Origin of the sequence: Colwellia sp. BRX10-1 (genome assembly GCF_014077545.1) — a bacterium.
Taxonomy (GTDB): Bacteria; Pseudomonadota; Gammaproteobacteria; order Enterobacterales; family Alteromonadaceae; genus Colwellia_A.
On the sequence record NZ_JACGWC010000041.1, the window covers coordinates 1 to 20,871 of the forward strand.

At 37.9% G+C, this 20,871-nt stretch carries 18 protein-coding genes; 7 read left to right on the forward strand and 11 right to left on the reverse strand.

What is annotated here, in order from left to right; all coding sequences use genetic code 11:
* Positions 1-448: 448 nt before the first annotated feature.
* Complete coding sequence (gene ssb / locus H4J75_RS18800) at positions 449-1,132, reverse strand: single-stranded DNA-binding protein (RefSeq protein WP_070375599.1); 684 nt, start codon at positions 1,130-1,132, stop codon at positions 449-451.
* Positions 1,133-1,310: 178 nt separating this feature from the next.
* Positions 1,311-1,709 (reverse strand): thioesterase family protein, encoded by a 399-nt coding sequence (locus H4J75_RS18805; protein ID WP_182217951.1) that lies wholly within the window; start codon positions 1,707-1,709, stop codon positions 1,311-1,313.
* Positions 1,710-1,846: 137 nt separating this feature from the next.
* On the opposite strand from H4J75_RS18805, the gene H4J75_RS18810 reads away from it, so the two are divergent.
* The gene (locus tag H4J75_RS18810; RefSeq protein WP_182217963.1) at positions 1,847-2,548 is read left to right on the forward strand and encodes a 2OG-Fe(II) oxygenase; all 702 of its coding nucleotides are present in this window, start codon (positions 1,847-1,849) and stop codon (positions 2,546-2,548) included.
* A gap of 68 nt (positions 2,549-2,616) precedes the next feature.
* Here H4J75_RS18810 and pssA read toward each other — a convergent pair whose 3' ends face one another.
* The 3 genes from pssA to H4J75_RS18825 all read right to left on the reverse strand — a co-directional run bounded on the left by pssA (position 2,617) and on the right by H4J75_RS18825 (position 8,161).
* Positions 2,617-3,945 carry a CDP-diacylglycerol--serine O-phosphatidyltransferase gene (gene pssA, locus H4J75_RS18815; RefSeq protein ID WP_182217949.1) on the reverse strand — a complete coding sequence of 443 codons (1,329 nt, stop codon included), beginning with the start codon at positions 3,943-3,945 and terminating at the stop codon, positions 2,617-2,619.
* 73 nt (positions 3,946-4,018) lie between these two features.
* Positions 4,019-5,971 (reverse strand): methyl-accepting chemotaxis protein, encoded by a 1,953-nt coding sequence (locus H4J75_RS18820; RefSeq protein ID WP_182217947.1) that lies wholly within the window; start codon positions 5,969-5,971, stop codon positions 4,019-4,021.
* A gap of 123 nt (positions 5,972-6,094) precedes the next feature.
* On the reverse strand, positions 6,095-8,161 hold the full coding sequence (locus H4J75_RS18825; RefSeq protein ID WP_182222953.1) for an NADPH-dependent 2,4-dienoyl-CoA reductase: 2,067 nt from the start codon (positions 8,159-8,161) through the stop codon (positions 6,095-6,097).
* A gap of 149 nt (positions 8,162-8,310) precedes the next feature.
* On the opposite strand from H4J75_RS18825, the gene H4J75_RS18830 reads away from it, so the two are divergent.
* Entirely contained in the window at positions 8,311-8,796 is a 486-nt protein-coding gene (locus H4J75_RS18830) for a hypothetical protein (protein WP_182222954.1), read from the forward strand.
* 75 nt (positions 8,797-8,871) lie between these two features.
* Here H4J75_RS18830 and H4J75_RS18835 read toward each other — a convergent pair whose 3' ends face one another.
* Entirely contained in the window at positions 8,872-10,236 is a 1,365-nt protein-coding gene (locus H4J75_RS18835; protein WP_182217943.1) for an MFS transporter, read from the reverse strand.
* Positions 10,237-10,438: 202 nt separating this feature from the next.
* Between H4J75_RS18835 and uvrA the strand changes: the two genes are divergently transcribed.
* The 3 genes from uvrA to H4J75_RS18850 all read left to right on the forward strand — a co-directional run bounded on the left by uvrA (position 10,439) and on the right by H4J75_RS18850 (position 14,996).
* The gene (uvrA, locus tag H4J75_RS18840; protein WP_070375593.1) at positions 10,439-13,288 is read left to right on the forward strand and encodes an excinuclease ABC subunit UvrA; all 2,850 of its coding nucleotides are present in this window, start codon (positions 10,439-10,441) and stop codon (positions 13,286-13,288) included.
* 159 nt (positions 13,289-13,447) lie between these two features.
* Positions 13,448-14,104: a fused MFS/spermidine synthase gene (locus H4J75_RS18845; protein ID WP_182217942.1), complete on the forward strand. Its 657-nt coding sequence runs from the start codon at positions 13,448-13,450 to the stop codon at positions 14,102-14,104.
* The gene (locus tag H4J75_RS18850; protein ID WP_182222955.1) at positions 14,097-14,996 is read left to right on the forward strand and encodes a spermidine synthase; all 900 of its coding nucleotides are present in this window, start codon (positions 14,097-14,099) and stop codon (positions 14,994-14,996) included. The genes H4J75_RS18845 and H4J75_RS18850 overlap by 8 nt, the downstream gene beginning before the upstream one ends.
* 50 nt (positions 14,997-15,046) lie before the next feature.
* On the opposite strand, the gene H4J75_RS18855 is transcribed toward H4J75_RS18850, so the two are convergent.
* Positions 15,047-15,535 carry a hypothetical protein gene (locus tag H4J75_RS18855; protein WP_070375591.1) on the reverse strand — a complete coding sequence of 163 codons (489 nt, stop codon included), beginning with the start codon at positions 15,533-15,535 and terminating at the stop codon, positions 15,047-15,049.
* A 140-nt stretch (positions 15,536-15,675) separates the two neighbouring features.
* On the opposite strand from H4J75_RS18855, the gene H4J75_RS18860 reads away from it, so the two are divergent.
* Positions 15,676-16,167, forward strand: coding sequence for a TlpA disulfide reductase family protein (locus H4J75_RS18860; protein ID WP_182217939.1), 492 nt, complete (start codon positions 15,676-15,678; stop codon positions 16,165-16,167).
* Between the two features lie 104 nt (positions 16,168-16,271).
* On the opposite strand, the gene H4J75_RS18865 is transcribed toward H4J75_RS18860, so the two are convergent.
* The 3 genes from H4J75_RS18865 to H4J75_RS18875 all read right to left on the reverse strand — a co-directional run bounded on the left by H4J75_RS18865 (position 16,272) and on the right by H4J75_RS18875 (position 18,871).
* Positions 16,272-17,036, reverse strand: a complete 765-nt coding sequence (locus H4J75_RS18865; protein ID WP_182222956.1) for a PepSY-associated TM helix domain-containing protein — start codon at positions 17,034-17,036, stop codon at positions 16,272-16,274.
* A gap of 45 nt (positions 17,037-17,081) precedes the next feature.
* Positions 17,082-17,594, reverse strand: coding sequence for an FMN-binding protein (locus H4J75_RS18870; RefSeq protein WP_182222957.1), 513 nt, complete (start codon positions 17,592-17,594; stop codon positions 17,082-17,084).
* A gap of 116 nt (positions 17,595-17,710) precedes the next feature.
* Complete coding sequence (locus tag H4J75_RS18875; RefSeq protein WP_182222960.1) at positions 17,711-18,871, reverse strand: porin; 1,161 nt, start codon at positions 18,869-18,871, stop codon at positions 17,711-17,713.
* Positions 18,872-19,049: 178 nt separating this feature from the next.
* Here H4J75_RS18875 and H4J75_RS18880 point away from each other — a divergent pair, with 178 nt between their 5' ends.
* Positions 19,050-19,241 (forward strand): hypothetical protein, encoded by a 192-nt coding sequence (locus H4J75_RS18880; protein ID WP_182222958.1) that lies wholly within the window; start codon positions 19,050-19,052, stop codon positions 19,239-19,241.
* Positions 19,242-19,249: 8 nt separating this feature from the next.
* On the opposite strand, the gene H4J75_RS18885 is transcribed toward H4J75_RS18880, so the two are convergent.
* Entirely contained in the window at positions 19,250-20,365 is a 1,116-nt protein-coding gene (locus H4J75_RS18885; RefSeq protein ID WP_182222959.1) for an MltA domain-containing protein, read from the reverse strand.
* Positions 20,366-20,871: the final 506 nt, after the last annotated feature.

Genomic DNA, 20,871 nt, shown 5'->3' on the forward strand with positions numbered 1-20,871 from the left:
CAATGGATTAGGATATCATCTGGGTGTTTTTAGATTATTACTAAGACTTCTCAGTAATAAGACACGAATAATTGATTAGAAAATATATCGCAAATATTTTGAAGCTAACTTCCGCTTAGCGCACACAGGAGACGTTAACACAGTTATTTCATGATGTTTTTCGAATAATTATTAAGGTTCAATTATGGCAGTTGAAGACAGGTTCCAACTTTATTTAGAGTGTTTTTTTAATAGATAAAGCTTACTGCAACATTTGTTTCTATCTTCATTCACAAAAGCACATTTGTACTCAACGGCATAAGTAGCTTGCATGGGATTTTTGTTTCGATCTTTATTTAGCTTCTACAACAATAATAAAAATTTTAGACTAAAGACAAAAAACCCAACAGTTACGTTGGGTTTGATTGAGTTCTAGTGACTAAATTGGCACTTTAAGACTGATTGTTCGCTAGAACGGGATATCATCATCAAAATCAATCGTTGGCTCTTGAGGGTTAACTTTAGGAGCTGATTGCTTTTGTTGTCCTTGATTTGCAAAACCACCTTGCTGCTGTGGTGCTTGTTGTGAATAACCGCCTTGCTGCTGTGGTGCATTGAAGCCACCTTGTTGCTGTGCTGGTGCATAAGCAGGTTGTTGACTTTGTTGTGGCGCTTGCTGAGAGTAACCACCTTGTTGCTGTGGTGCTTGTTGCGGAGCCTGCTGTGATGATTGCCCAGAAAAGCCACCTTGCTGCTGTGAAGCTTGACCAGAGAAACCGCCAGCTGACTGACCGCCAGAACCTTGACCACGTGAGTCGAGCATTTGCATAGAGCCATTAAAGCCTTGTACAACGATTTCAGTGGTGTACTGATCTTGGCCTTGTTGGTTTGCCCACTTACGCGTTTGTAATGAACCTTCGATATATACTTTCGAACCTTTTTTAAGGTATTCGCCAGCAATCTCAGCTAATTTTCCAAACATAACAACACGATGCCATTCTGTTTTTTCTTTCTGCTCGCCAGTTTGCTTATCTTTCCAGGTTTCAGAAGTTGCAATAGTAAGATTAGCAACGCCGCCACCGTTAGGCATAAAACGTACTTCTGGGTCTTTACCTAAATTACCTAAAATGATTACTTTATTAACACCGGCCATGAAAAAATCCTATCTTTGTGCGTAAATATTTTATTTACTGATTTACGTTATCGACAAACATAAAATAATTTATCGATGCAATTTTAAAAAGTGGCAATTATTCTATCACTGTGAGTAAAAAATTTCTTTGAGTTTCAGTGCATTTTTAAGTTTATTTTTTGATTATTTTAAACCGACATTATTCTTCTGGAAAAAGGTGAGCCTTCATTTCTATTTTTATCTGCTCAGGTATTTTTAAAGACGATTGATTTTCAAAACAAAAGTGAACCATAACGGCAGTTCCTGAGGCGCACTTTTTATTTTTTTGCCACGCTTCTTGGTAAACAGTAAACGATGACCCACCTATACGACCTATATAGGTGCGGATTTCAATTTCTTCACCATAGTAAAGTTGAGCATGGAATTCCACATCAATTTTAGCCAGAATTAACTGCCAATTTTTTGTATCTAATGTAGGCATAAAAAACCGAAAGACCGGATCTCTCGCTCCTTCAAACCACACAGGTAACAAGGTATTATTTATATGGCCTAGCGCATCGGTATCGCTAAATCTTGGCATTAATTTTTCACTGAACATAAATATTTTCCACAGATTTTAAGTGAGCTTATTTTACATACTTTTTCATTGTGTTGAAGTGTACAAGCGAAGTTAATAGAATATAAGCTATTGCTATGGTATTTTCATTATCAATATTTATTGAAGCTTATCAAACTATGACTGACTTTATAGAACTATACCCTAACGCCCTTTCTCCAGAGTTTTGTAAAAGATTCATTCATGATTTTGAAAGGAGTCCGCATAAAAACCAAGGACGTACCGGTGGCGGCGTAGATACTAGTAAAAAAATTAGCCAGGATATTTATTTAAATCAGCATGCTGAATTTCAGCCGGCACTGGAAACCATTTTACAAGCCTGTATTACTCATATCACTGAGTATGTCAGCAAATACTACTTTAGCTTGATCAGCAGTATTTCTTTAACCGTACAGCACCCTGTGACAAAGCAGCCCGTACAACTAACCGCTGATAACTTTGAAGAGGTAGGTAGACCTAATTTAGTCAATTTAATACAGTATTTATTTAGGCTCGCCCCGATTAATGCCCAAAAATATTTACAGGGTAAAGGCAATTATAATTATTGGCATTCTGAAATATTTCCACAGCTTGGTGATAATAATGCCTTGCACAGAAATTTGCTTTTTCTTATATATTTAAATGATGTCGAAGAAGGTGGTGAAACTGATTTTTTCTATCAAGAAAGAAGTGTTAAGCCAAAAGCTGGCACTATGGTTATTGCTCCTTGTGGCTTTACTCATACCCACAGAGGCAATGTACCGGTGTCATCAGATAAGTATGTGTTAACGTCATGGATGCTATTTAACCCCGCAGATAAAATTTACACCCCACAACCTTAGCAAAAACATACCCGTTTCACTTCATCATGCCTATGACATGCTGAAGTGAACGGCTATTATCTATTTGATTATAAAAATAGTTTCAGTAATCGGTCTATTTGAGCCATTCTTAATTTTTTTAACAGTTTTTTAGGTTTTTCTGGGTACTGATCTTGTGACTCGAGTTGCAAGTAACTGCTAATTAATGTCGTATGTTGATTAATAACTGCCAGTTCATCAGTGAGCGTAGGTAATAAGTTTTGCTTGGCATCGTCAATTAATAAACCATTTTCTAGATCTAAGCCCCAAGCCCGTGGATTAAGATTATTACCAGTCAAAATATGCCAGCGTTCGTCAGCAACTATGCCTTTTAAATGAAAACTATTACTTTCGTGCTTCCATAAACGCACTTTCAGCAGCTTGTTATCAATGTATTTTTGTTGTCTTTTTAAAAATGCCTTTAATAAGGTTTCATAAATATAAGGAATAATACCTATTGTTGAAAATTTATCTTCATCCGCAATAAAAAAATCATTGGCTTTTTTATCGCCAATAATAATAGTCACTTCAACGCCACGCTTTAGCGCTGAACGTAAATCTCGCATAACCGGCTTCGGTAAATTAAAATAGGGGGTAAAAATCAGTAAATTTTTCTTTGATAAACGAATCGTTTCGCGGATCTGTTGATTAAGTTGATTTTTTCTCCGGCCAAAACCAATCAGCGGCACAACAGATAATTCACCTGCTAAAGATTCAGGTTTTTGTGCATAGAAGTTAAAACGTACCGTTTTTAATAGCGCTTTTAGCTTAGATATTGTATTTTTTATTTGTAATTTATTAGGTAAAGTTGCCACATTTAATTGCGGCGAGAATTCACTCTTAACAAAGGTTTGTTGAAGGAATTGACAAAAACTTTCACACAACGCCGGTGATTGAATTTGGTAATAACGGTCTAAACGATATTTTTCAGCTTGGTGCAAATAGATATCATTAATACTCGCCCCCGTATAAAGTAAAGTATTATCAAAAATCATGCCTTTAAAGTGCCAAACGCCCATTAATTCTTTACGTTTAACCGGCACACCGTACACGGCAATACTTTCACTGTATTGTGAGGCTACTTCAAGATAAAAATCGCGATTACCTTGCCCTGATTTATCACCAATTAGACCCCTTTGCGCGCGATGAAAATCAACAAACACTTTAATATCTAAATGAGGGTTAGTTTGCTTTGCTTGATATAGGGCATGTAACACTTGCTGACCAGCCGCATCATCTTGTAAATATAAAGCCGTTATATAAATACGTGATTGCGCACTTTCAATTAATCGAACTAAGGCGGTAGCATATTGTTTTGCGCTTGATAGCACCGTAATATTTTCAGCTAAAAGAGGAATACCCGCTAATACTTTATTCATTCAGGAAATCCACTTAATTTATGAACACATTGGTTTAACGGGCAATAATACCTTATTTGTTCAAACAGTCACTTTATTTCGATAAGTCATCGAGTTTAAATTGCGACAGTTGCTGTGTAAGGTGGTCAGCCAGTGTTAATAAATTTTCCCCTGCGCCGGCTGCATCTTTTGCTGATTGCATAACTAAGTCTGCGTCTTGGGCAATACTTTGGGTATTTTCTGCCATTTCTTTTACCATAACACCTTGCTGATTAACGGCGGTTGATATTTGTAAGGTCGCACCAACAATGTCTTCAACATTATGCGTAACTTCTGTAAAAGTGGTTTTGACGAGTGTTGTTTTATCAACACCTTGTTTAGCCATTGCAACACCTTGGTGCATTGCTTCAACAGACCGACTGGTGCCTGATTGTAACAAGGCAATTATACGTTGAATTTCGGCTGTAGAGTCTTGAGTTCGACTAGCTAACGTTCTCACCTCATCAGCAACAACAGCAAAACCACGTCCCTGCTCTCCAGCACGTGCTGCCTCGATAGCCGCATTAAGTGCCAACAAATTGGTTTGATCGGCTATTTCTTTTATGACGTTAACAAACTGACCAATGTCATGGCTATATTTTGCCAATTCATCAATAAGGCCTGCAGACGTATTAACCTCTTCTGAAATATTATTAATGGCTTGTGCCGTGTCACTAATAATATGACCACCTTGATTAACGTGCTCGCTGGTTTGTTCCGTTAATTGCAGTGTCGCTTCAGTACTGTCGCAAATCACCTGAACCGAGCCACTAACTTCATTGATAGACCGCACGACGGAGTGTGTGTTTAGCTGTTGCTGGGCAATACTGTGCTTCATATGATCGGTGAGTTGATGAATGTTGTTTGCCGAAGCGCGTAATTTGCTAATGTCATCACTAAAGATGGTCAGTAATTGGCGTATTTTTCTTTGCATTTGACTAAAATTTTTAGCAATATCACCAAGTTCATCAGACGCGTTAACCTTTAACGCCTGAGAAAAGTTACCGCTACCTAAATACTCAGCCGCTTGGTTGATGGCATTAACATTATTAATTAAGGAATAATAAATCCCCATGAGTAAGTAGCCAATCACCACAATAACAACTATTAATACTATCGCTAAAATCCAAAGAGTTTGCTCACTCTTCTGCGTTAAGGTATCAATTCTTGTTAATAACAAATTGTCACTAGTTTTTAACAAACTTTCAGTCAATTGATAAACTGTTTCGGCTAATTGTGTAGCTTGCTGTTGAGTTAACGATATTCTATCTGGGTCGATCATCTGTTGATGTAATTTTTGCTGGTATTCATCAAGTTGTAGATTAAAGTCGGCGTGTTTAGGCAAGTATAAAGACAGTTCATCATTAGCAACACGCTCTAGCTGTACGGTTGTTTTGTCAAGTTGTACTTGTAGTTCATCAAGACGTTTATCAAGCGCGATAACAAGAGTGTAATTTTCTGCATTGAAGCCATTGGTAATAATTTGAGCACTGATTGATTCAGTCCGTTTTAAATATTCTAATAAGGCGGGAATTCGTTGGCTACTTGCCTCAGCTAAGTAAAAGGCTATCGCGTCATTTTCTCTGGATAAGCCACTTAAGGCGGCAAGGCGTTCTCGAATCGATAAGCTTTGCTCGTAAATTGCTTGGTAACCCTCAGTTTGAAGGGAGGTTTCTTTTTCTCGTAAACCTTGCCAAGCCTGTAACAATGCAGAAGTTGAAATATCTCTAGGTAAGTTCAATTGTGAAATTTTATTGGTAACTACACTCGATTTAACTTGTTGAAAGCGACTATCGGCTATTGCTTGCTCTAGTGTTACTGCTTGCTGTATTTGTGTTAGCCCAATTAATTGCTCTTCATGTTGTGTTATCAAAGCACTTTGCTCTTGAACTATCCACCATGAACCAAGAAAAACAGGTAGAAAAAACATACCCGCTAAAAGAATAAATTTCGCTTTAAAACGTAAAGCATTAGAAAGTGAGATTGCAGGTTTTAGAAATGCAGACATAATTACTCTTATTTTTATGGGTTAACTGTTATGCGAATATAACTACATAACAGTTGACCATAAACAGAGTTGCTTTCTTTCAATTATTATTTATATCTTCAACAAGTCGGCGAGCACTTACTGTTAGATGATAGCGGCAAGCTCTGCAGCTTGGCGTATCGCTCTTTTCGCATCTAATTCAGCAGCAACTTTAGCACCACCAATTAAGTGTAGTCCTTGCTCCGCACCCTTGATGCTTTCTAATTTATTATATAAACCACGTTGTGATTCTTGCCCTGCACAAATTATAACATGGTCAACATCTAGTACTTGCTCTATGCCATCAATTTCAATGGTTAAACCTGCATCATCTATTTTTTTGTAACTGACACCAGCTAACATTTTTACACCATTATTTTTTAAGGTCGCTCTGTGGATCCAACCCGTTGTTTTCCCTAACCCTGCACCGACCTTAGTCGACTTCCTTTGTAATAAGTGAATATTACGTGATGTTTTTTCAATAGGCTCTACTGCCGACTTGTCCAACAAAGCACCATTACCCTGATAACTTTGATCTACGCCCCAGCTCTTTAACCATTTTTCTTTGTTGTTCACGAGAGGACTTTTTTCGTGTTCTTCCGCTAAGTAAACCGCAACATCAAACCCAATACCTCCAGCGCCAATAATGGCAACATTTTTTCCTATGGGTTGTTTATCACGTAGTACATCTAAATAATTTTTTACTTTTTCATGCTCAATACCTTCTATATCGAGTTTTCTAGGTAAAATACCCGTTGCAACCACTATTTCATCAAAGCCAGCATTTGCTAGCGTTTCGGCAGTCGCTTCGGTGGATAAATGTAGCTTAATATCGAGTAAGTTAATTTGCTTATTAAAATACCTAATCGTTTCATAAAATTCTTCTTTACCTGGTACTTGCTTAGCAAAGTTAAATTGACCGCCAATTTCACTAGCACGGTCAAAAACTTCTATTTTATGACCTCGTTGTGCCGCATAGACACTAAAAGCTAAACCAGCAGGGCCAGCGCCTACAACAGCGATACGTTTATTTTTTGACGCTTTAGCGAAGGTGAGTTCTGTTTCATAACATGCCGTTGGATTAACTAAACAAGAAGCACGTTTTTGCTGAAAAACATGGTCTAAACAGGCTTGATTACAACCAATACAAGTGTTGATTTCATCACTTTTATTTTCCATCGCTTTTTGGACAAATTCCGCATCAGCTAAAAATGGTCGCGCCATTGAAACCATATCGGCCTGTCCTGATGATAAAACTTCTTCAGCGACCTCTGGGGTATTTATGCGGTTAGTTGTCACCAATGGAATAGAAACTTCTTGCTTCATTTTCTCTGTGATCCAAGTAAATGCAGCACGTGGTACCGAAGTAGAAATGGTAGGAATGCGCGCTTCGTGCCAGCCAATACCGGTATTGATTAATGTCGCCCCAGCCGCTTCAACCGCCTTTGCCATGGTAACTACATCGGCCCAGCTATTACCTCCATCAACAAGATCTAGCATCGACAATCTAAAGATAAGGATGAATTTTTCACCCACTTTTTCTCTAACAGCTTTAATGATGTCAATGGCTAAGCGCATACGGTTTTCAACGCAGCCTCCCCATTCATCGGTTCGTTTATTAACGCGTACACATGAGAACTGGTTAATTAAATAACCTTCAGAACCCATAATTTCAACACCATCGTAGCCTGCACGTTGTGCTAATAATGCTGAATGGGCAAAGTCTTTAATGGTGCCTTTAATTTGACGAACTGACATCGCAGCGGGTGTAAATGGGTTTATCGGTGACTTAACTTTACTTGGCGCAAAGCTAAATGGATGATAAGAATAACGACCGGCGTGCAACAACTGCAAACAAATTTTTGTTGGATACTGATGAACCGCTTCAGTAATTTTTTTATGTTTAGCGACGTGCCAAAACTTACTGAGTTCACAGCCCATAGGTGTTAGGCGCCCGCGTGCGTTGGGGCTAATACCACCGGTAACAATTAAGCCGACACCACCTTTAGCTCGAGCTTGATAAAAAGCGGCCAATTTATCAAAGCCGCCCTTTTCTTCTTCAAGTCCAGTGTGCATTGAGCCCATGAGTGTACGATTTGCTAAGGTGGTAAAACCCAAATCTAATGGGGCTAATAAGTTAGGAAAGGCGCTATTGGCTGTGCTAATTGTCATAGTAGTTCACTTTTTCGGGATTATTTTTATGGTCAAACCAGTTATTATCATTATAAAGTAGACGTTTATAACGATAAATTCAAGTACTATTTTGACAGCTGTCAGATCAAAAATATATTTACTAAAAATTTCAAGCAAGTATGCTGAGTATGATGAAAAAACAGATAATAATTAACGATATCCTTGCCCATTTATCAGCAGAATTGTCTGCGATAAAAACAGCAGCAAATAATGCTCACTTAGCCGCCACTGATGATCAGTCGGTCGCAGAAACTCAATACGATACGCTTGCTATTGAAGCTAGCTATTTAGCGGAAGGGCAATCTAGACGTGTCAATGATATTCAACAAGCTAAACAAGCCATTGAACGGTTCATTATTTACAATTTTGAGGAAAGAATGCCTGTTTCAATAGGCGCCTTAGTACAGATAACACCAGAAAAAGGTGGTGATAAATGGTTTTTTATTGCGCCGGCCGCAGGAGGCTTTCAAGGCGTATTAAATAGAAAGCCCTATACCGTTATTACACCAAATTCACCGATGGCAAAAGCATTAATAGGTAAGTATATTGATGATGATGTTGCGTTAACAATAGGCACTAGTAAGCAATATCACCTGATTAGTGGCGTTTATTAATAGTGGTATTTAACAGCTTTGTCTCTGCTGAACTTGCCTATAAAGAGATAAGCAAATTCAGCATATGATTTGTCACTATGGGTTCAAGGCAGCTTTGATATCAGCCAAGTTCACCACTTTATCATCAACCTTAAGGTAAACAACCGATTCTTCTTGCACCAATATCGCTTCGATAACCCCAGGTAATTCAATTAATTTTTCGGCGACTTCATTGGCTTTTTCTTGGCAATCAATGCTAGTCGTAAAAGTATAACTTTTTGATTTTTGAAGTGGTTTCATGCTTATAGCACCAAAAAACCATAATAAAGTGATCAATGACATTACTAAAAATATCGCTTGTTCCCCAAATTGGCTGGCAATAATGCCGCCAATAATACCACCGGTAAAAGCACCTAAAAATTGACTACTCGAATAAATACCCATCACACTGCCTTTTACGCCAGCCGGAGCAATGCGTGACAAAATAGATGGCATAGTTGCTTCTAGATAATTAAAGGCAGTAAAAAACATCACCACCAATAACACTAACGTCCAAAAGCCAAGCGGTAAATACCACAACAGTAATAACGAGGCTGCCAGTAATAAGATAGCCGCTGAAAACATCTGTTTTTCTTTTTGCTTTTTAATCGCAATAATCATAAAAGGCACCATCAAAAAGAAAGAACCTAACAAAGCGGGTAAATATAATTGCCAATGTTGCTCTAGCGCTAAACCACTGGCAACAAACTGTTTAGGTAAAGTAATAAAACAAGCCGTTAACGCCATATGAAGAATAAATACTCCCCAATTTAAACGCGATAATTCGGGATTACGAATAAGCTTACTGAGTTGCTCTGGTAAAGCGACACTATCGCCCTTTGGCGCTTTATTTACTGAGTTTGGTACCATGAACTGAATCATTACCATAGCTAAAATGGTTAATATTGCCGTAAACCAAAACAAACCACTCAGCCCAAACGCTTGCGCAACTATAGGTCCAAAAACCATAGCGAGAGTAAATGACAAGCCAATAAACATACCAATAGTTGCCATAACTTTGGGTCGTTGCTCTTCTCGACTCAAATCGGCGGCCAGTGCTAATACCGCACTTGCAATAGCGCCGGTACCTTGTAATGCTCGGCCAAAAACAACGCCATAAATAGTGTCAGACATTGCAGCGACAACACTCCCTAAGAAGAAAATAACTAAACCAATTAAAATAATCGGTTTTCTGCCGTATTTATCAGACAGTATCCCCATAGGTATTTGCAGCATAGCTTGGGTTAGACCATATGCTCCAATAGCTAAGCCTATCCAAATAGGACTAAAGCCGATCAGTTGCTCGCCATAAATAGCAAACACTGGCAAAATCATAAAAAGCCCAAGCATACGCAAGCCAAAAACGGCGGCTAAAGAAAATGCGGCTTTTTTCTCAATACTGTTTAAACCTGTCGTACTCATGAGGCTCTCTATTTAACGTGTCATAAAAAAGCGAAAATTCGCGCTATAGTAGCACGACAAAGTCCTGAACAAAAACAGAGATTATTACTGATTATTGCCGAGTAATTATGCAATAATACTTGGTTCAAACTTTACGTAAAATAGCGATCGCGAATCTATTGAGTTTGTGCACATTCGGATAAACTTATTAGAGTGGATATTTATGAAAAACATTGAAGTACGTGGCGCTAGAACGCATAACCTTAAAAACATCAGCTTAGATATTCCTAGAGAAAAATTAGTCGTTATTACTGGGCTTTCGGGTTCAGGTAAATCTTCACTCGCTTTTGATACTTTATATGCTGAAGGTCAGCGACGCTATGTCGAATCACTTTCGGCTTATGCTCGTCAATTTTTATCGATGATGGAAAAGCCTGATGTCGATCACATAGAAGGCTTATCGCCGGCAATTTCTATTGAACAGAAATCAACGTCGCATAATCCACGCTCTACTGTGGGTACTATTACCGAAATTTACGATTACTTACGACTACTTTATGCCCGTGTTGGCGAGCCACGTTGCCCTACACATCACCAGCCTTTAGCGGCACAAACAAATTCACAAATGGTCGATAAGGTTTTAGCGCTTGAAGAAGGTACAAAAGTCATGGTGCTCGCGCCTGTGCTTCAAGGTCGAAAAGGTGAGCATGTTAAATTACTCGAGAACCTCGCATCTCAGGGTTATATTCGAGCTAGAATAGACGGCGAGGTCTGTGATTTATCTGATCCTCCAACATTAGAACTTCACAAAAAACATACGATTGAAGTGGTGGTTGACCGTTTAAAAGTACGTGACGATATTCAACTTCGCTTATCCGAATCTTTTGAAACCGCATTAAGTTTAACCGCGGGTACCGCTAAAGTTGCCTTTATGGATGAACCTGATCGAGAAGAATTAGTCTTTTCAGCTAATTTTGCTTGTTCAAAGTGTGGTTATAGCATGCAAGAGCTTGAGCCGCGTTTATTCTCATTCAATAATCCAGCAGGTGCCTGTAAAACCTGTGATGGTTTGGGTAATCAACAGTTTTTTGACTCTGCTCGTGTTATTACTAACCCTGAATTGAGCTTGGCCGGCGGTGCAATACGTGGCTGGGATAAACGTAATTTTTACTATTTTCAAATGCTACAAGCACTGTCTGATCATTATAAATTTGCCCTTGATAAACCTTTTGAAAAGTTATCCAAGAGTGACCAAGATTTAATACTTCGTGGTAGTGGTAAACAAGAGATTGAATTCAAATATATGAACGACCGTGGTGATGTTGTTATTCGTAAGCACCCGTTTGAAGGCATAATTAATAATATGGAACGACGATTCCGTGAAACAGAATCTAATGCCGTTCGTGACGAATTATCAAAATACTTAAATAGCCAACATTGCCCAGATTGTAATGGCAGTCGTTTACGACTTGAAGCGCGTAATGTTTTTATTGCTGATACACCATTAACTGATATTGCCGAGCTTGCTATTTCTGACGCCTTAGCCTTTTTCGAAAACTTAAATTTATCAGGTCAGAAAGCACAAATTGCAGAAAAAATTCTTAAAGAAGTGTGTGAACGTTTAGGCTTCTTAGTTAATGTTGGCTTAAATTACCTCAATTTATCACGCGCTGCTGGCACCTTATCAGGCGGTGAAGCACAACGTATTCGTTTAGCAAGCCAAATAGGTGCTGGTTTAGTTGGCGTAATGTATGTATTAGACGAACCATCAATTGGGTTACATCAACGCGATAACGAACGTTTATTAAAAACCTTGATCCATTTACGTGATTTAGGCAATACCGTGATCGTGGTTGAGCATGACGAAGACGCCATCAGAGCCGCCGACTATGTTATTGATATTGGCCCTGGAGCCGGTGTTCATGGTGGTGAAATTATTGCTCAAGGTGATGTAAATGATATTTTAGCCTGTGAAAATTCACTAACGGGTAAATACCTTTCAGGACGAGAAGGTATTGAGATACCTAAGGTTCGTGTACCTTTTGATAAAAACAATGTCGTTGAACTAAAAGGCGCAACCGGTAATAATTTAAAGAATGTTGATTTAGTTATACCCAATGGTCTTATGACCTGTGTAACCGGTGTTTCAGGTTCAGGCAAGTCGACCTTGATTAACGATACCCTATTTAAACTTGCTCACATTGCTTTAAATGGTGCGACGACACAAGAACCGGCACCGTATAAAGAAATTATTGGTTTAGATTTACTTGATAAAGTTATCGATATTGACCAAAGCCCGATAGGGAGAACACCACGCTCAAACCCTGCAACCTATACGGGTATATTTACCGCTATTCGTGAAATTTTTGCTGCGACTCAAGAGTCACGTTCAAGAGGGTATAAACCCGGACGCTTTAGCTTTAATGTAAAAGGCGGGCGTTGTGAAGCTTGCCAAGGCGATGGATTAATCAAAGTTGAAATGCATTTCTTACCTGACGTTTATGTTCCTTGTGATGCGTGTAATTCAAAACGTTATAATCGTGAAACATTAGAAGTAAAATATAAAGGCAAGAGCATTCATGAAGTGCTTGATATGACAATCGAAGACGCGTTAACTTTTTTTGCACCCATCCCAGCTATTAACCGTAAATTACAAACGTTAATGGATGTTGGTTTAAGTTATATTAAATTAGGTCAGTCGGCCACTACCCTCTCAGGTGGTGAAGCACAACGGGTTAAATTATCAAAAGAGCTATCCAAACGTGATACTGGTAAGACCCTCTATATTCTTGATGAACCAACCACAGGTTTGCATTTTCACGACATCAAACAACTGATGCATGTTATCCATCGTTTGCGTGACCATGGCAATACTGTTGTTGTTATAGAGCATAACTTAGACGTGATAAAAACAGCCGATTGGATTATTGATTTAGGCCCTGAAGGTGGCTCTGGTGGTGGTGAAATATTGGTTTCTGGTACACCTGAACAGGTTGCTAAACACAAGACATCACATACCGCGAGGTTCTTAAAACCTTTACTCGAGAAGCAAGCAGCTAAAAAGCGTAAATAAGCCTTAACAAACCCAAAAGGCGTGTATCTCCGTTTAACTTGAATTTCAGGATGCAACTGAAATTCAGGTCGAACGGCTACCTATCAAATTGGCTTGGTATATCGCGCCTTTTGTCGTTAAGATAGCTTTACTTAATAGACAATATTACTGATACCCTAAATGACGGATACCAAACCCCAGCCATCATGGCAAAACCCATTCATTTACCTACTCGCTTTTTGTAGCGGTTTTTGCATAATGGGCATTGAACTATTAGGTGGCAGAATACTTGCTCCTTTTTTTGGCAGTAGTGTGCATATTTGGGGCAGTATAATTACCGTGTTTATGCTGAGTTTATCGTTTGGCTATTTGGCTGGTGGTAAGCTGTCGACAAAAAATGCTTCTTTGAAAAAATATGGTTTTATCTTTGTATTAGCAGGCATTACCATTTTGCCCGTTGCCTTATGGTCAACAACAATAATGGAAGTCATCTTTTTAAATGTTGAAGATTCTCGCTATGGCTCTTTACTCGCCTGTACAGCACTCTTCTTTATACCTACGATTATTTTAGGGATGATCTCCCCTTACTCGGTCCGCTTATTAGTAACTGACCGGGATAAGAGCGGTCAAATCGCTGGAAAACTATATTTTGTTTCCACACTAGGTAGTGCATTAGGTACTATTCTTACTTCATTTTATCTGGTGTTATTTTTTGAAGTGAACAGTATTATTATGGTGTTTAGTTCGATATTAGCGTTATTGGGACTTATTGCTATTGTCTTAAATAAATCGGTGAAATCTGTTAGCTTTAATACAGTAGGTGTTATAAATGAGTAAGCTTAATTATTCGATATTAACTATTTTTATCCTAAGTTGCCTATTTGTTAATAGTACAAGCGCGGAAGTCGTTCACCAAGAACGTTCATTATATCGAAATATATTGGTTGATGATCAAGGTGATTTACGTTGTTTGAAATTCAATGTGAAAACAACTAAAACGAATCAAAGCTGCTTTTATAAAACTGCCCCTCAACGTTTAGTCTTTAATTATACAAAACTACTCTTTTCCGGTTTGCTATTAATTGAGCAGCCTAAAAGTATTCTTATTGTTGGTTTAGGTGGCGGAACTATGTCAAACGTCCTTCAAGAACTCTACCCAACCAGTAAAATCACCAATGTTGAAATAGACCCTGCGGTTGTAAAAGTTGCTCGGCAATATTTTGGTTTTCTCGAAAACCAAGCTGTTTCATCGGTAATACAAGATGGCAGAATTTTTATTAAACGCGCGTTGATCAGAAAACAACAATACGATTGGATAATTCTTGATGCGTTTAACGGTGATTACATTCCTGAGCACTTATTAACGCAAGAGTTTTTACAAGAAGCTAAAGATTTACTTAGCCCCGAAGGTGTATTAAGCGCTAATACTTTTTCAGTCAGTGATTTATATGCACATGAATCAGCTACCTATAAAGCAGTATTTGGCGATTTTTATAATGTACGAAACTATAAAAATAGTAATCGCATTATCTTAGCCGCCAAAGGACAACTGCCCAGTGTTGAATTAATTAATCAGCGAGCAAAAAAATTACAAACACGTTTAACACCTTTCAATATTGATTTATTAAAGATAAGCCAACAAATGACACCAATTAGTGTCGAGCAAGACTGGCCAGAAAAGACTAAGTTATTAACTGACCAGTTTTCACCGGCTAACTTATTGAATTAAGTAGGAGGCACTTAACTTTGTGCTTTTAGCTTTAACTGATTGCTCTGCAATTACTTTAAATAGCTAATACTTTGATCGGTAACACAACGAGTAAAGCTTTTTTGCCTTTCTTCTCGGCTTAACGTTGAAATACTTGCCGTTACCACCGCCATTCTTTCTAACTTCTGCTGCGGTGGTAAACTTGATAATTGCTCAGAAAAACAGCCATGCAAACCATAATTCAAGGCAGTATCAGACTGTGTTGTTGCTCCCGCTAAACAAGCCGTTAATTTTTCAGCCAGTAAATTACGGTCCATATCTTCAACAAGCTCCTTTACTTGATAATTAGCATTACCGCTATTTTTAGCTTGGTCACAAGCAAAAAACATATCTGCAACGGCAACTACCGGTATTAAGCGTTCATGTTGAGCGCTAAAACGTAACTTTAGCCATTTGTCATGCTCAAGTTGCTCGGGTGTTTTATCTGCTGAAGCATTCGCTATGCTCAATGGTAAAATTAAAGCAATGAACAAGGAGCTGATCTGTAAAAGTATTTTCATAAGTCTGTCTAAAAGATAAAGTATTGCGTGCAATTTACCTTACTCATCATTAAAAATACAATTATCGTTTTATAACTATCACACTTCACCTCGTTAAATATCCGTGTTCTAATAAGAAAAACTCTGCAAAGTAAAATACTATGAACACTAGAAAATTAATTCCATTGTTATTCTCTGTCCTGACCAGTTTTTGTTTTACAACGGTAAGTTTTGCCCAGCCAATAGCACAGGAAAACGTATTACAAAATTTTGATAAATTAATTGCTGATCACAAAGGACAAGTGATCTATTTAGATTTTTGGGCATCTTGGTGTGGTCCTTGTCGAAAGTCCTTCCCGTGGATGAACGAAATACAAGCGCAATATAAACAGCAAGGCTTAACTATTATCAGTGTTAACGTTGATAACAATAAAGCATTAGCAGATGAATTTTTGGCAGAAGTTCCGGCTGATTTCACCGTTTTTTATGACCCTAAAGGCAATGTTGCCCGTAAGTTTAAATTAAAAGGCATGCCAAGCAGCTACATCATTGACCGTTCAGGAGAGGTGGTTAGTACTCATGTTGGCTTTTCAGAAAGTAAAAAAGAAAAGTATCAACAAGAGTTAGAAGCTTTACTTCAGTCGACAGAGTAAAGAATACTTACTCAACAATAGCTAAGTAGGCTCAGCTATTTATAAATAGACCAGACCTTAATTAGCGTTAAAGGTCTGGGGTTGAACACTTGCTAAGGATAATATTAACGTTTTTTATAAGTAAACTTTAGCCAAATATAAATACCACTCACTGATAGTAAGATAAGCATCAAAGCAACAATGTCCATAAACCAAACACCTAAGTTACCAAATAATCGGCCAGAGTGAGCATCAAGAATCACTCTTTCCCAGTTTAAAAACTGCGATTGGAATTTTTTGTTCGCCACAACCAACTCATTTTCGGTCACAGAAGCACTTTCCACCCAAGACGGCTCAACCAGCGTAGTGATCTTTTGCCACTCAAAGAAATCACTATCTCCTTGAAAATAACCCTCTGGTGTATTTAAAACAAGCTGATCACCAATAATGCTAAATGCTGAAATAGGCGTAGGTAAATCACTGGAATTGTCGATCTTATCAATAATAAGCCCTTCGTCAGTAAAAATAACAAGTTGCTTTGTGGTAACCAACAATAGATAAGATTGCAAACGGCTAATACCGATAACAGGCGTATCACTTTGAAAAACCACTTGATCGTTTAACCAGATAAGCTGGTCAGTGACTAACCATTCTTTTTGTTGATAAAAACGAATATCACTAGGGGGCTTAATTCCATAATGATTAAGTAGTATTGAGCTAGTGATTGATTTATCTGACAAAGAAAAAAATGAGGTGTGGTTTAAAGCGACACCCGAAATAGAAAGAAAAATCAAGAATAATGCAGCAAATATACCCAGTTGCCGATGCCATTTTCGCAGATGACGAACAAAACGATTACGGATTAAGTATGCTGATTTTTTATTTATCATTGGGATACGTTAGACCTATCTAAATAAATTTATTACCGGTAAAAATTAAACTTTTACCTTTTTATTTAACCACAATGCCAAACGTGCAACTTTAGTTAGTGCGCGTACCGACATGGTTGCGCCTGTTATACCATCAATATGTTGATTAAGCATGTTTTCTTTAGTCAGTGAGGCTGACTTAAACTGATTTGTGAAAAAGTCATGTCGAACTTCATCACCACGGGACTCTCGATAGACAAGGACTTTAAGGTCAACTACCTGCTCGTCTTTAATATGAACACCAATTGTAATAGGTTGTTCTTTACCTATTTCTTCAAGCACCCAAACCGTTGCATTTTCTTGCTGCCAGTACCTTACGCGTAAACGGTTATATTCATGGCTCATAATATCACTAATTGCCACTTTGTCGTCATTTGACAACCATAGCGCTTTAGATTTTGGCGATTCACCATTAAAAGAACTGCTAATAAACTGCTTAGATGTTTGATAAATACCATTCGCAAACGCCGGTGTTTGCAAACTAAGTATAACTAAGAAAGTGAATATAATTTTAACCACATGTCACCCTTGATGATAAATAGATTTGTTAAAACACAAAAGTGAATGAGCAAATAATGCTCATTCACTTCCATGTGAATTATAACCTAACGCAAGTTTGCGATAAGTAAATCAAATTAAAACTGGTAGCCAAAACCTAAGTTAAAGCCTTGCGAGTCTTTTGAACCGCTTAATTCTTCAAAATCAGCTTTTAGTACAACGTTTTCATGTAAGTAATAATTGATACCTACACTGGTTGATTCAACAGCATCAGAAGAACTAGCTCCTGCTTCATTGTTATATTCAGCATAGCGGGCAAAAGCACCCATTTTTTCATTAAACATATATGAAGGTTCAACGTACCAACCTGTTTGCTCATCTCGACCTAATGCTTTTGCTTCTTTACCGTAAATATTCCAAGCGGCATATAGTGCACGAACGGTGAAGTTATTAACTTGGTAAATAGCATGGGCTTGAATTAATGTTGCAGCAGCTTTATCAACACCAGCAGCACTTTGAGCCAAATCTGTTTGAAACTGAACCGTTGCGGCTAACTCTAAGCCTGGAATAGCTGTATATTTTATACGCCCAGTGTAGGCTAAGTTTTCAGCCGAAGCGTTAGAAACTTTTTGACGTCCGCCTCTAATTTTGTAATCATCTCCAACGTTTAAGCCACTAGTTATAGCGGTATCAACAGCTATACCTGGCGCCAACTTAAAGTTAGCTGCAACACCGGCTTCCCACCACGTAGCTGGAATAATATTTTTTTCAACACCGTTACGTTCAACACCATAAAATGTTGGTGGCTCGTGAGTTTCGTTTATGATGCCAACAGGAACCAAAAACAAACCTGTTTTGGTAGTGATAGTGTCGCTATAATCGTACTCTACGTAAGCTTGTTCTAGCTCAACTTCGCCATCTTGCCCTTCACCAGCAATACTATGTTCTAATTCGAATTCAGAGAAAAAGCGAATTTTATTGGTGAACTCATGACCAAAGAATAGTACGAAACGATGAAAATCAACTTTCGCGTCAGTATCTTTATAGTTGTTATAATGTAATTCGCCGTAGCCACCAATGGTTGTTTTGGCAAATGGGCTAGCAGTTGTACTTGACTCAACTTGGTCAGCAGTTGCTTCTAAGCGCTGCTCTGTTTGATCTAAACGTTGTTCTAAGCTCTTTAATACTTCTTGTTGCTGGGCAATAACTTTACGTAATTCCTCTGTATCGTCATTTGCAATAACAGCCGTGCTAGCAAATAAGCCAACAAGTGCAGAAGCAATTAAGGTTTTCTTCATCATGGGTTCATGTCCGTTAAAGTTTGTAGAGAGAGTTTTTTATAATTGAAGTGATAATACACATGAATAAAACGTAATGCAAACGATTATCATTAAGTCTTTCGTTTGTGTTTGATATAGATCAAGATTTAAACTAGATACTTCAGAGATCCTATAATTGGTAACATCGAAATGTGCTATGTTTGTAATACACTTTATGTTTTCGCCGTGCAGTTTACTTAAAAATCAATATAAGCTTAAAAGAAAGAAAGTAAATATTCATCTCCCTTTAGACAGCCAGCCTACCCCTAATGTAAAAGCTAAACCTGAAGATATAACAGCAAGCATTTTAGATAAAAGACTCGCTGATGCAATTTTTTCTGTCGTATAAGCCTTTATTTACTTTAGTAACATTAACCAAGCCTGAGCGTAGTCGGGTAAATGCTTATTAGCTTGGTGATAATCACTCCAACCTTTATAGCTATCTACTAACATATCCAATTGGAATAAATTATCATCGAAGGCTCCACCTTGATCAGCTAGGACACCGATCCGTGATATATTTTCATTATTACGGTCATAGCTAACCATAAAGAGTTTACCTAACCCTAGCTGCTTTACATTGCCAGCAAACGTTACTTGAGATTTTAACGCTATCTTATCCTCTTGTTTTTGGCCATAGCCCATAATGCTAGGGACCTCAATAAAATACCAATATCTTGCTTGCTCTCGTTTTCCTAATGCATAATCATAAGCTATGCCGTTATTACGGTGAACATTAAAGTAACGTACTTTTCCATCGACGTTTACCACGCCAGTGCCTTGTAACAAAACATCATGTAATGCTTCTTCAGATAACCAAATTAGAGGTTTAACCGCTGTATTTGTTGATAAGGCTCCTGCCATAATATCTTGTCGGGTATACCTATACCTTATCAATTGCGGTTTCTGGTTTTCAGCTTGCTCTAATGAAAGACCTTCCTCATCAGTCGGTAAAGCATACAAAGCTTGATTATATTTAGTGGTTTTAACGGTACTGGCATCTAATAGTTTCGTATAATATTTAGTAAGAAAAATTTTATCTTTGGGAATACTATTTAGTAATCGACTTTTAACTTCATTGGTACTTTTATCTGCAATGAGTTGTGCTGTCTGTGTGTCAGGGAGCCAACGAAAAAAATTAAAATTCTCTTTTACAAAGGCTATATCGTGTAGGCGACTCTGTCGTTTTGCTCGAACGTCCTCACGATAAGTTGTACAGATAAACGCCAATGTTTGTTCAATATCTTGCATACTAATTTTATTATTAAATACTGTCCCTGGGTGTACTGCAAACTTATCACTAGGAACCTTTTGTATATAATCCATCGTATTTTCAGTAACTTGACATAAGTCACTTGTTTTAAAATCTACAAGTTTATTAATACTTGGTGATTTTTCAAGGACGAATTCATAAGCATTCACTTGAAATGTAAACAGCAATACAGAGGAAAATAAATATATTAAGTAGCGCATTAATTAGACCTATTAAAACTTTTTCAATATTGTAACTATTAAGCTAATAAAAGATATAGGTTTATCATAGAACAAACAGCAAAATATCCTACTCTGACATGAGCATGTCTAATATAAGACACACTACCCTTGTTATTAATGCATGCTAGCTATGGATTTTGTCTTTTTTAAACGTCAGAAAGCAAAAAACCCGACTCTTTCGGATCGGGTTTCTGACGTGTAGGGATATACTAATGTCGCGTTGCTAAGGATGGCAAAGAGCGACCTAAATAGAGGCTTAGCAATATCCTATTCTCACATGGGCATGTCGGACATAAGTCACACTACTGTTTGCGCTACTGCTCTAAAGGTATAAATACTGTATTTTTAAACGTCAGAAAGCAAAAAACCCGTAGCATCAGCTACGGGTTTCTCTAAATAGAAGCCTAGCAATGTCCTACTCTCACATGGGAACTCCCACACTACCATCGGCGCTACTGCGTTTCACTTCTGAGTTCGGAATGGGA

Coding starts and splice junctions, on each gene's coding strand:
- ssb (WP_070375599.1), bottom strand. CDS start 1,132: ATGGCCGGTGTTAATAAAGTAATCATTTTAGGTAATTTAGGTAAAGAC.
- H4J75_RS18805 (WP_182217951.1), bottom strand. CDS start 1,709: ATGTTCAGTGAAAAATTAATGCCAAGATTTAGCGATACCGATGCGCTA.
- H4J75_RS18810 (WP_182217963.1), top strand. CDS start 1,847: ATGACTGACTTTATAGAACTATACCCTAACGCCCTTTCTCCAGAGTTT.
- pssA (WP_182217949.1), bottom strand. CDS start 3,945: ATGAATAAAGTATTAGCGGGTATTCCTCTTTTAGCTGAAAATATTACG.
- H4J75_RS18820 (WP_182217947.1), bottom strand. CDS start 5,971: ATGTCTGCATTTCTAAAACCTGCAATCTCACTTTCTAATGCTTTACGT.
- H4J75_RS18825 (WP_182222953.1), bottom strand. CDS start 8,161: ATGACAATTAGCACAGCCAATAGCGCCTTTCCTAACTTATTAGCCCCA.
- H4J75_RS18830 (WP_182222954.1), top strand. CDS start 8,311: ATGATGAAAAAACAGATAATAATTAACGATATCCTTGCCCATTTATCA.
- H4J75_RS18835 (WP_182217943.1), bottom strand. CDS start 10,236: ATGAGTACGACAGGTTTAAACAGTATTGAGAAAAAAGCCGCATTTTCT.
- uvrA (WP_070375593.1), top strand. CDS start 10,439: ATGAAAAACATTGAAGTACGTGGCGCTAGAACGCATAACCTTAAAAAC.
- H4J75_RS18845 (WP_182217942.1), top strand. CDS start 13,448: ATGACGGATACCAAACCCCAGCCATCATGGCAAAACCCATTCATTTAC.
- H4J75_RS18850 (WP_182222955.1), top strand. CDS start 14,097: ATGAGTAAGCTTAATTATTCGATATTAACTATTTTTATCCTAAGTTGC.
- H4J75_RS18855 (WP_070375591.1), bottom strand. CDS start 15,535: ATGAAAATACTTTTACAGATCAGCTCCTTGTTCATTGCTTTAATTTTA.
- H4J75_RS18860 (WP_182217939.1), top strand. CDS start 15,676: ATGAACACTAGAAAATTAATTCCATTGTTATTCTCTGTCCTGACCAGT.
- H4J75_RS18865 (WP_182222956.1), bottom strand. CDS start 17,036: ATGATAAATAAAAAATCAGCATACTTAATCCGTAATCGTTTTGTTCGT.
- H4J75_RS18875 (WP_182222960.1), bottom strand. CDS start 18,871: ATGAAGAAAACCTTAATTGCTTCTGCACTTGTTGGCTTATTTGCTAGC.
- H4J75_RS18880 (WP_182222958.1), top strand. CDS start 19,050: ATGTTTGTAATACACTTTATGTTTTCGCCGTGCAGTTTACTTAAAAAT.
- H4J75_RS18885 (WP_182222959.1), bottom strand. CDS start 20,365: ATGCGCTACTTAATATATTTATTTTCCTCTGTATTGCTGTTTACATTT.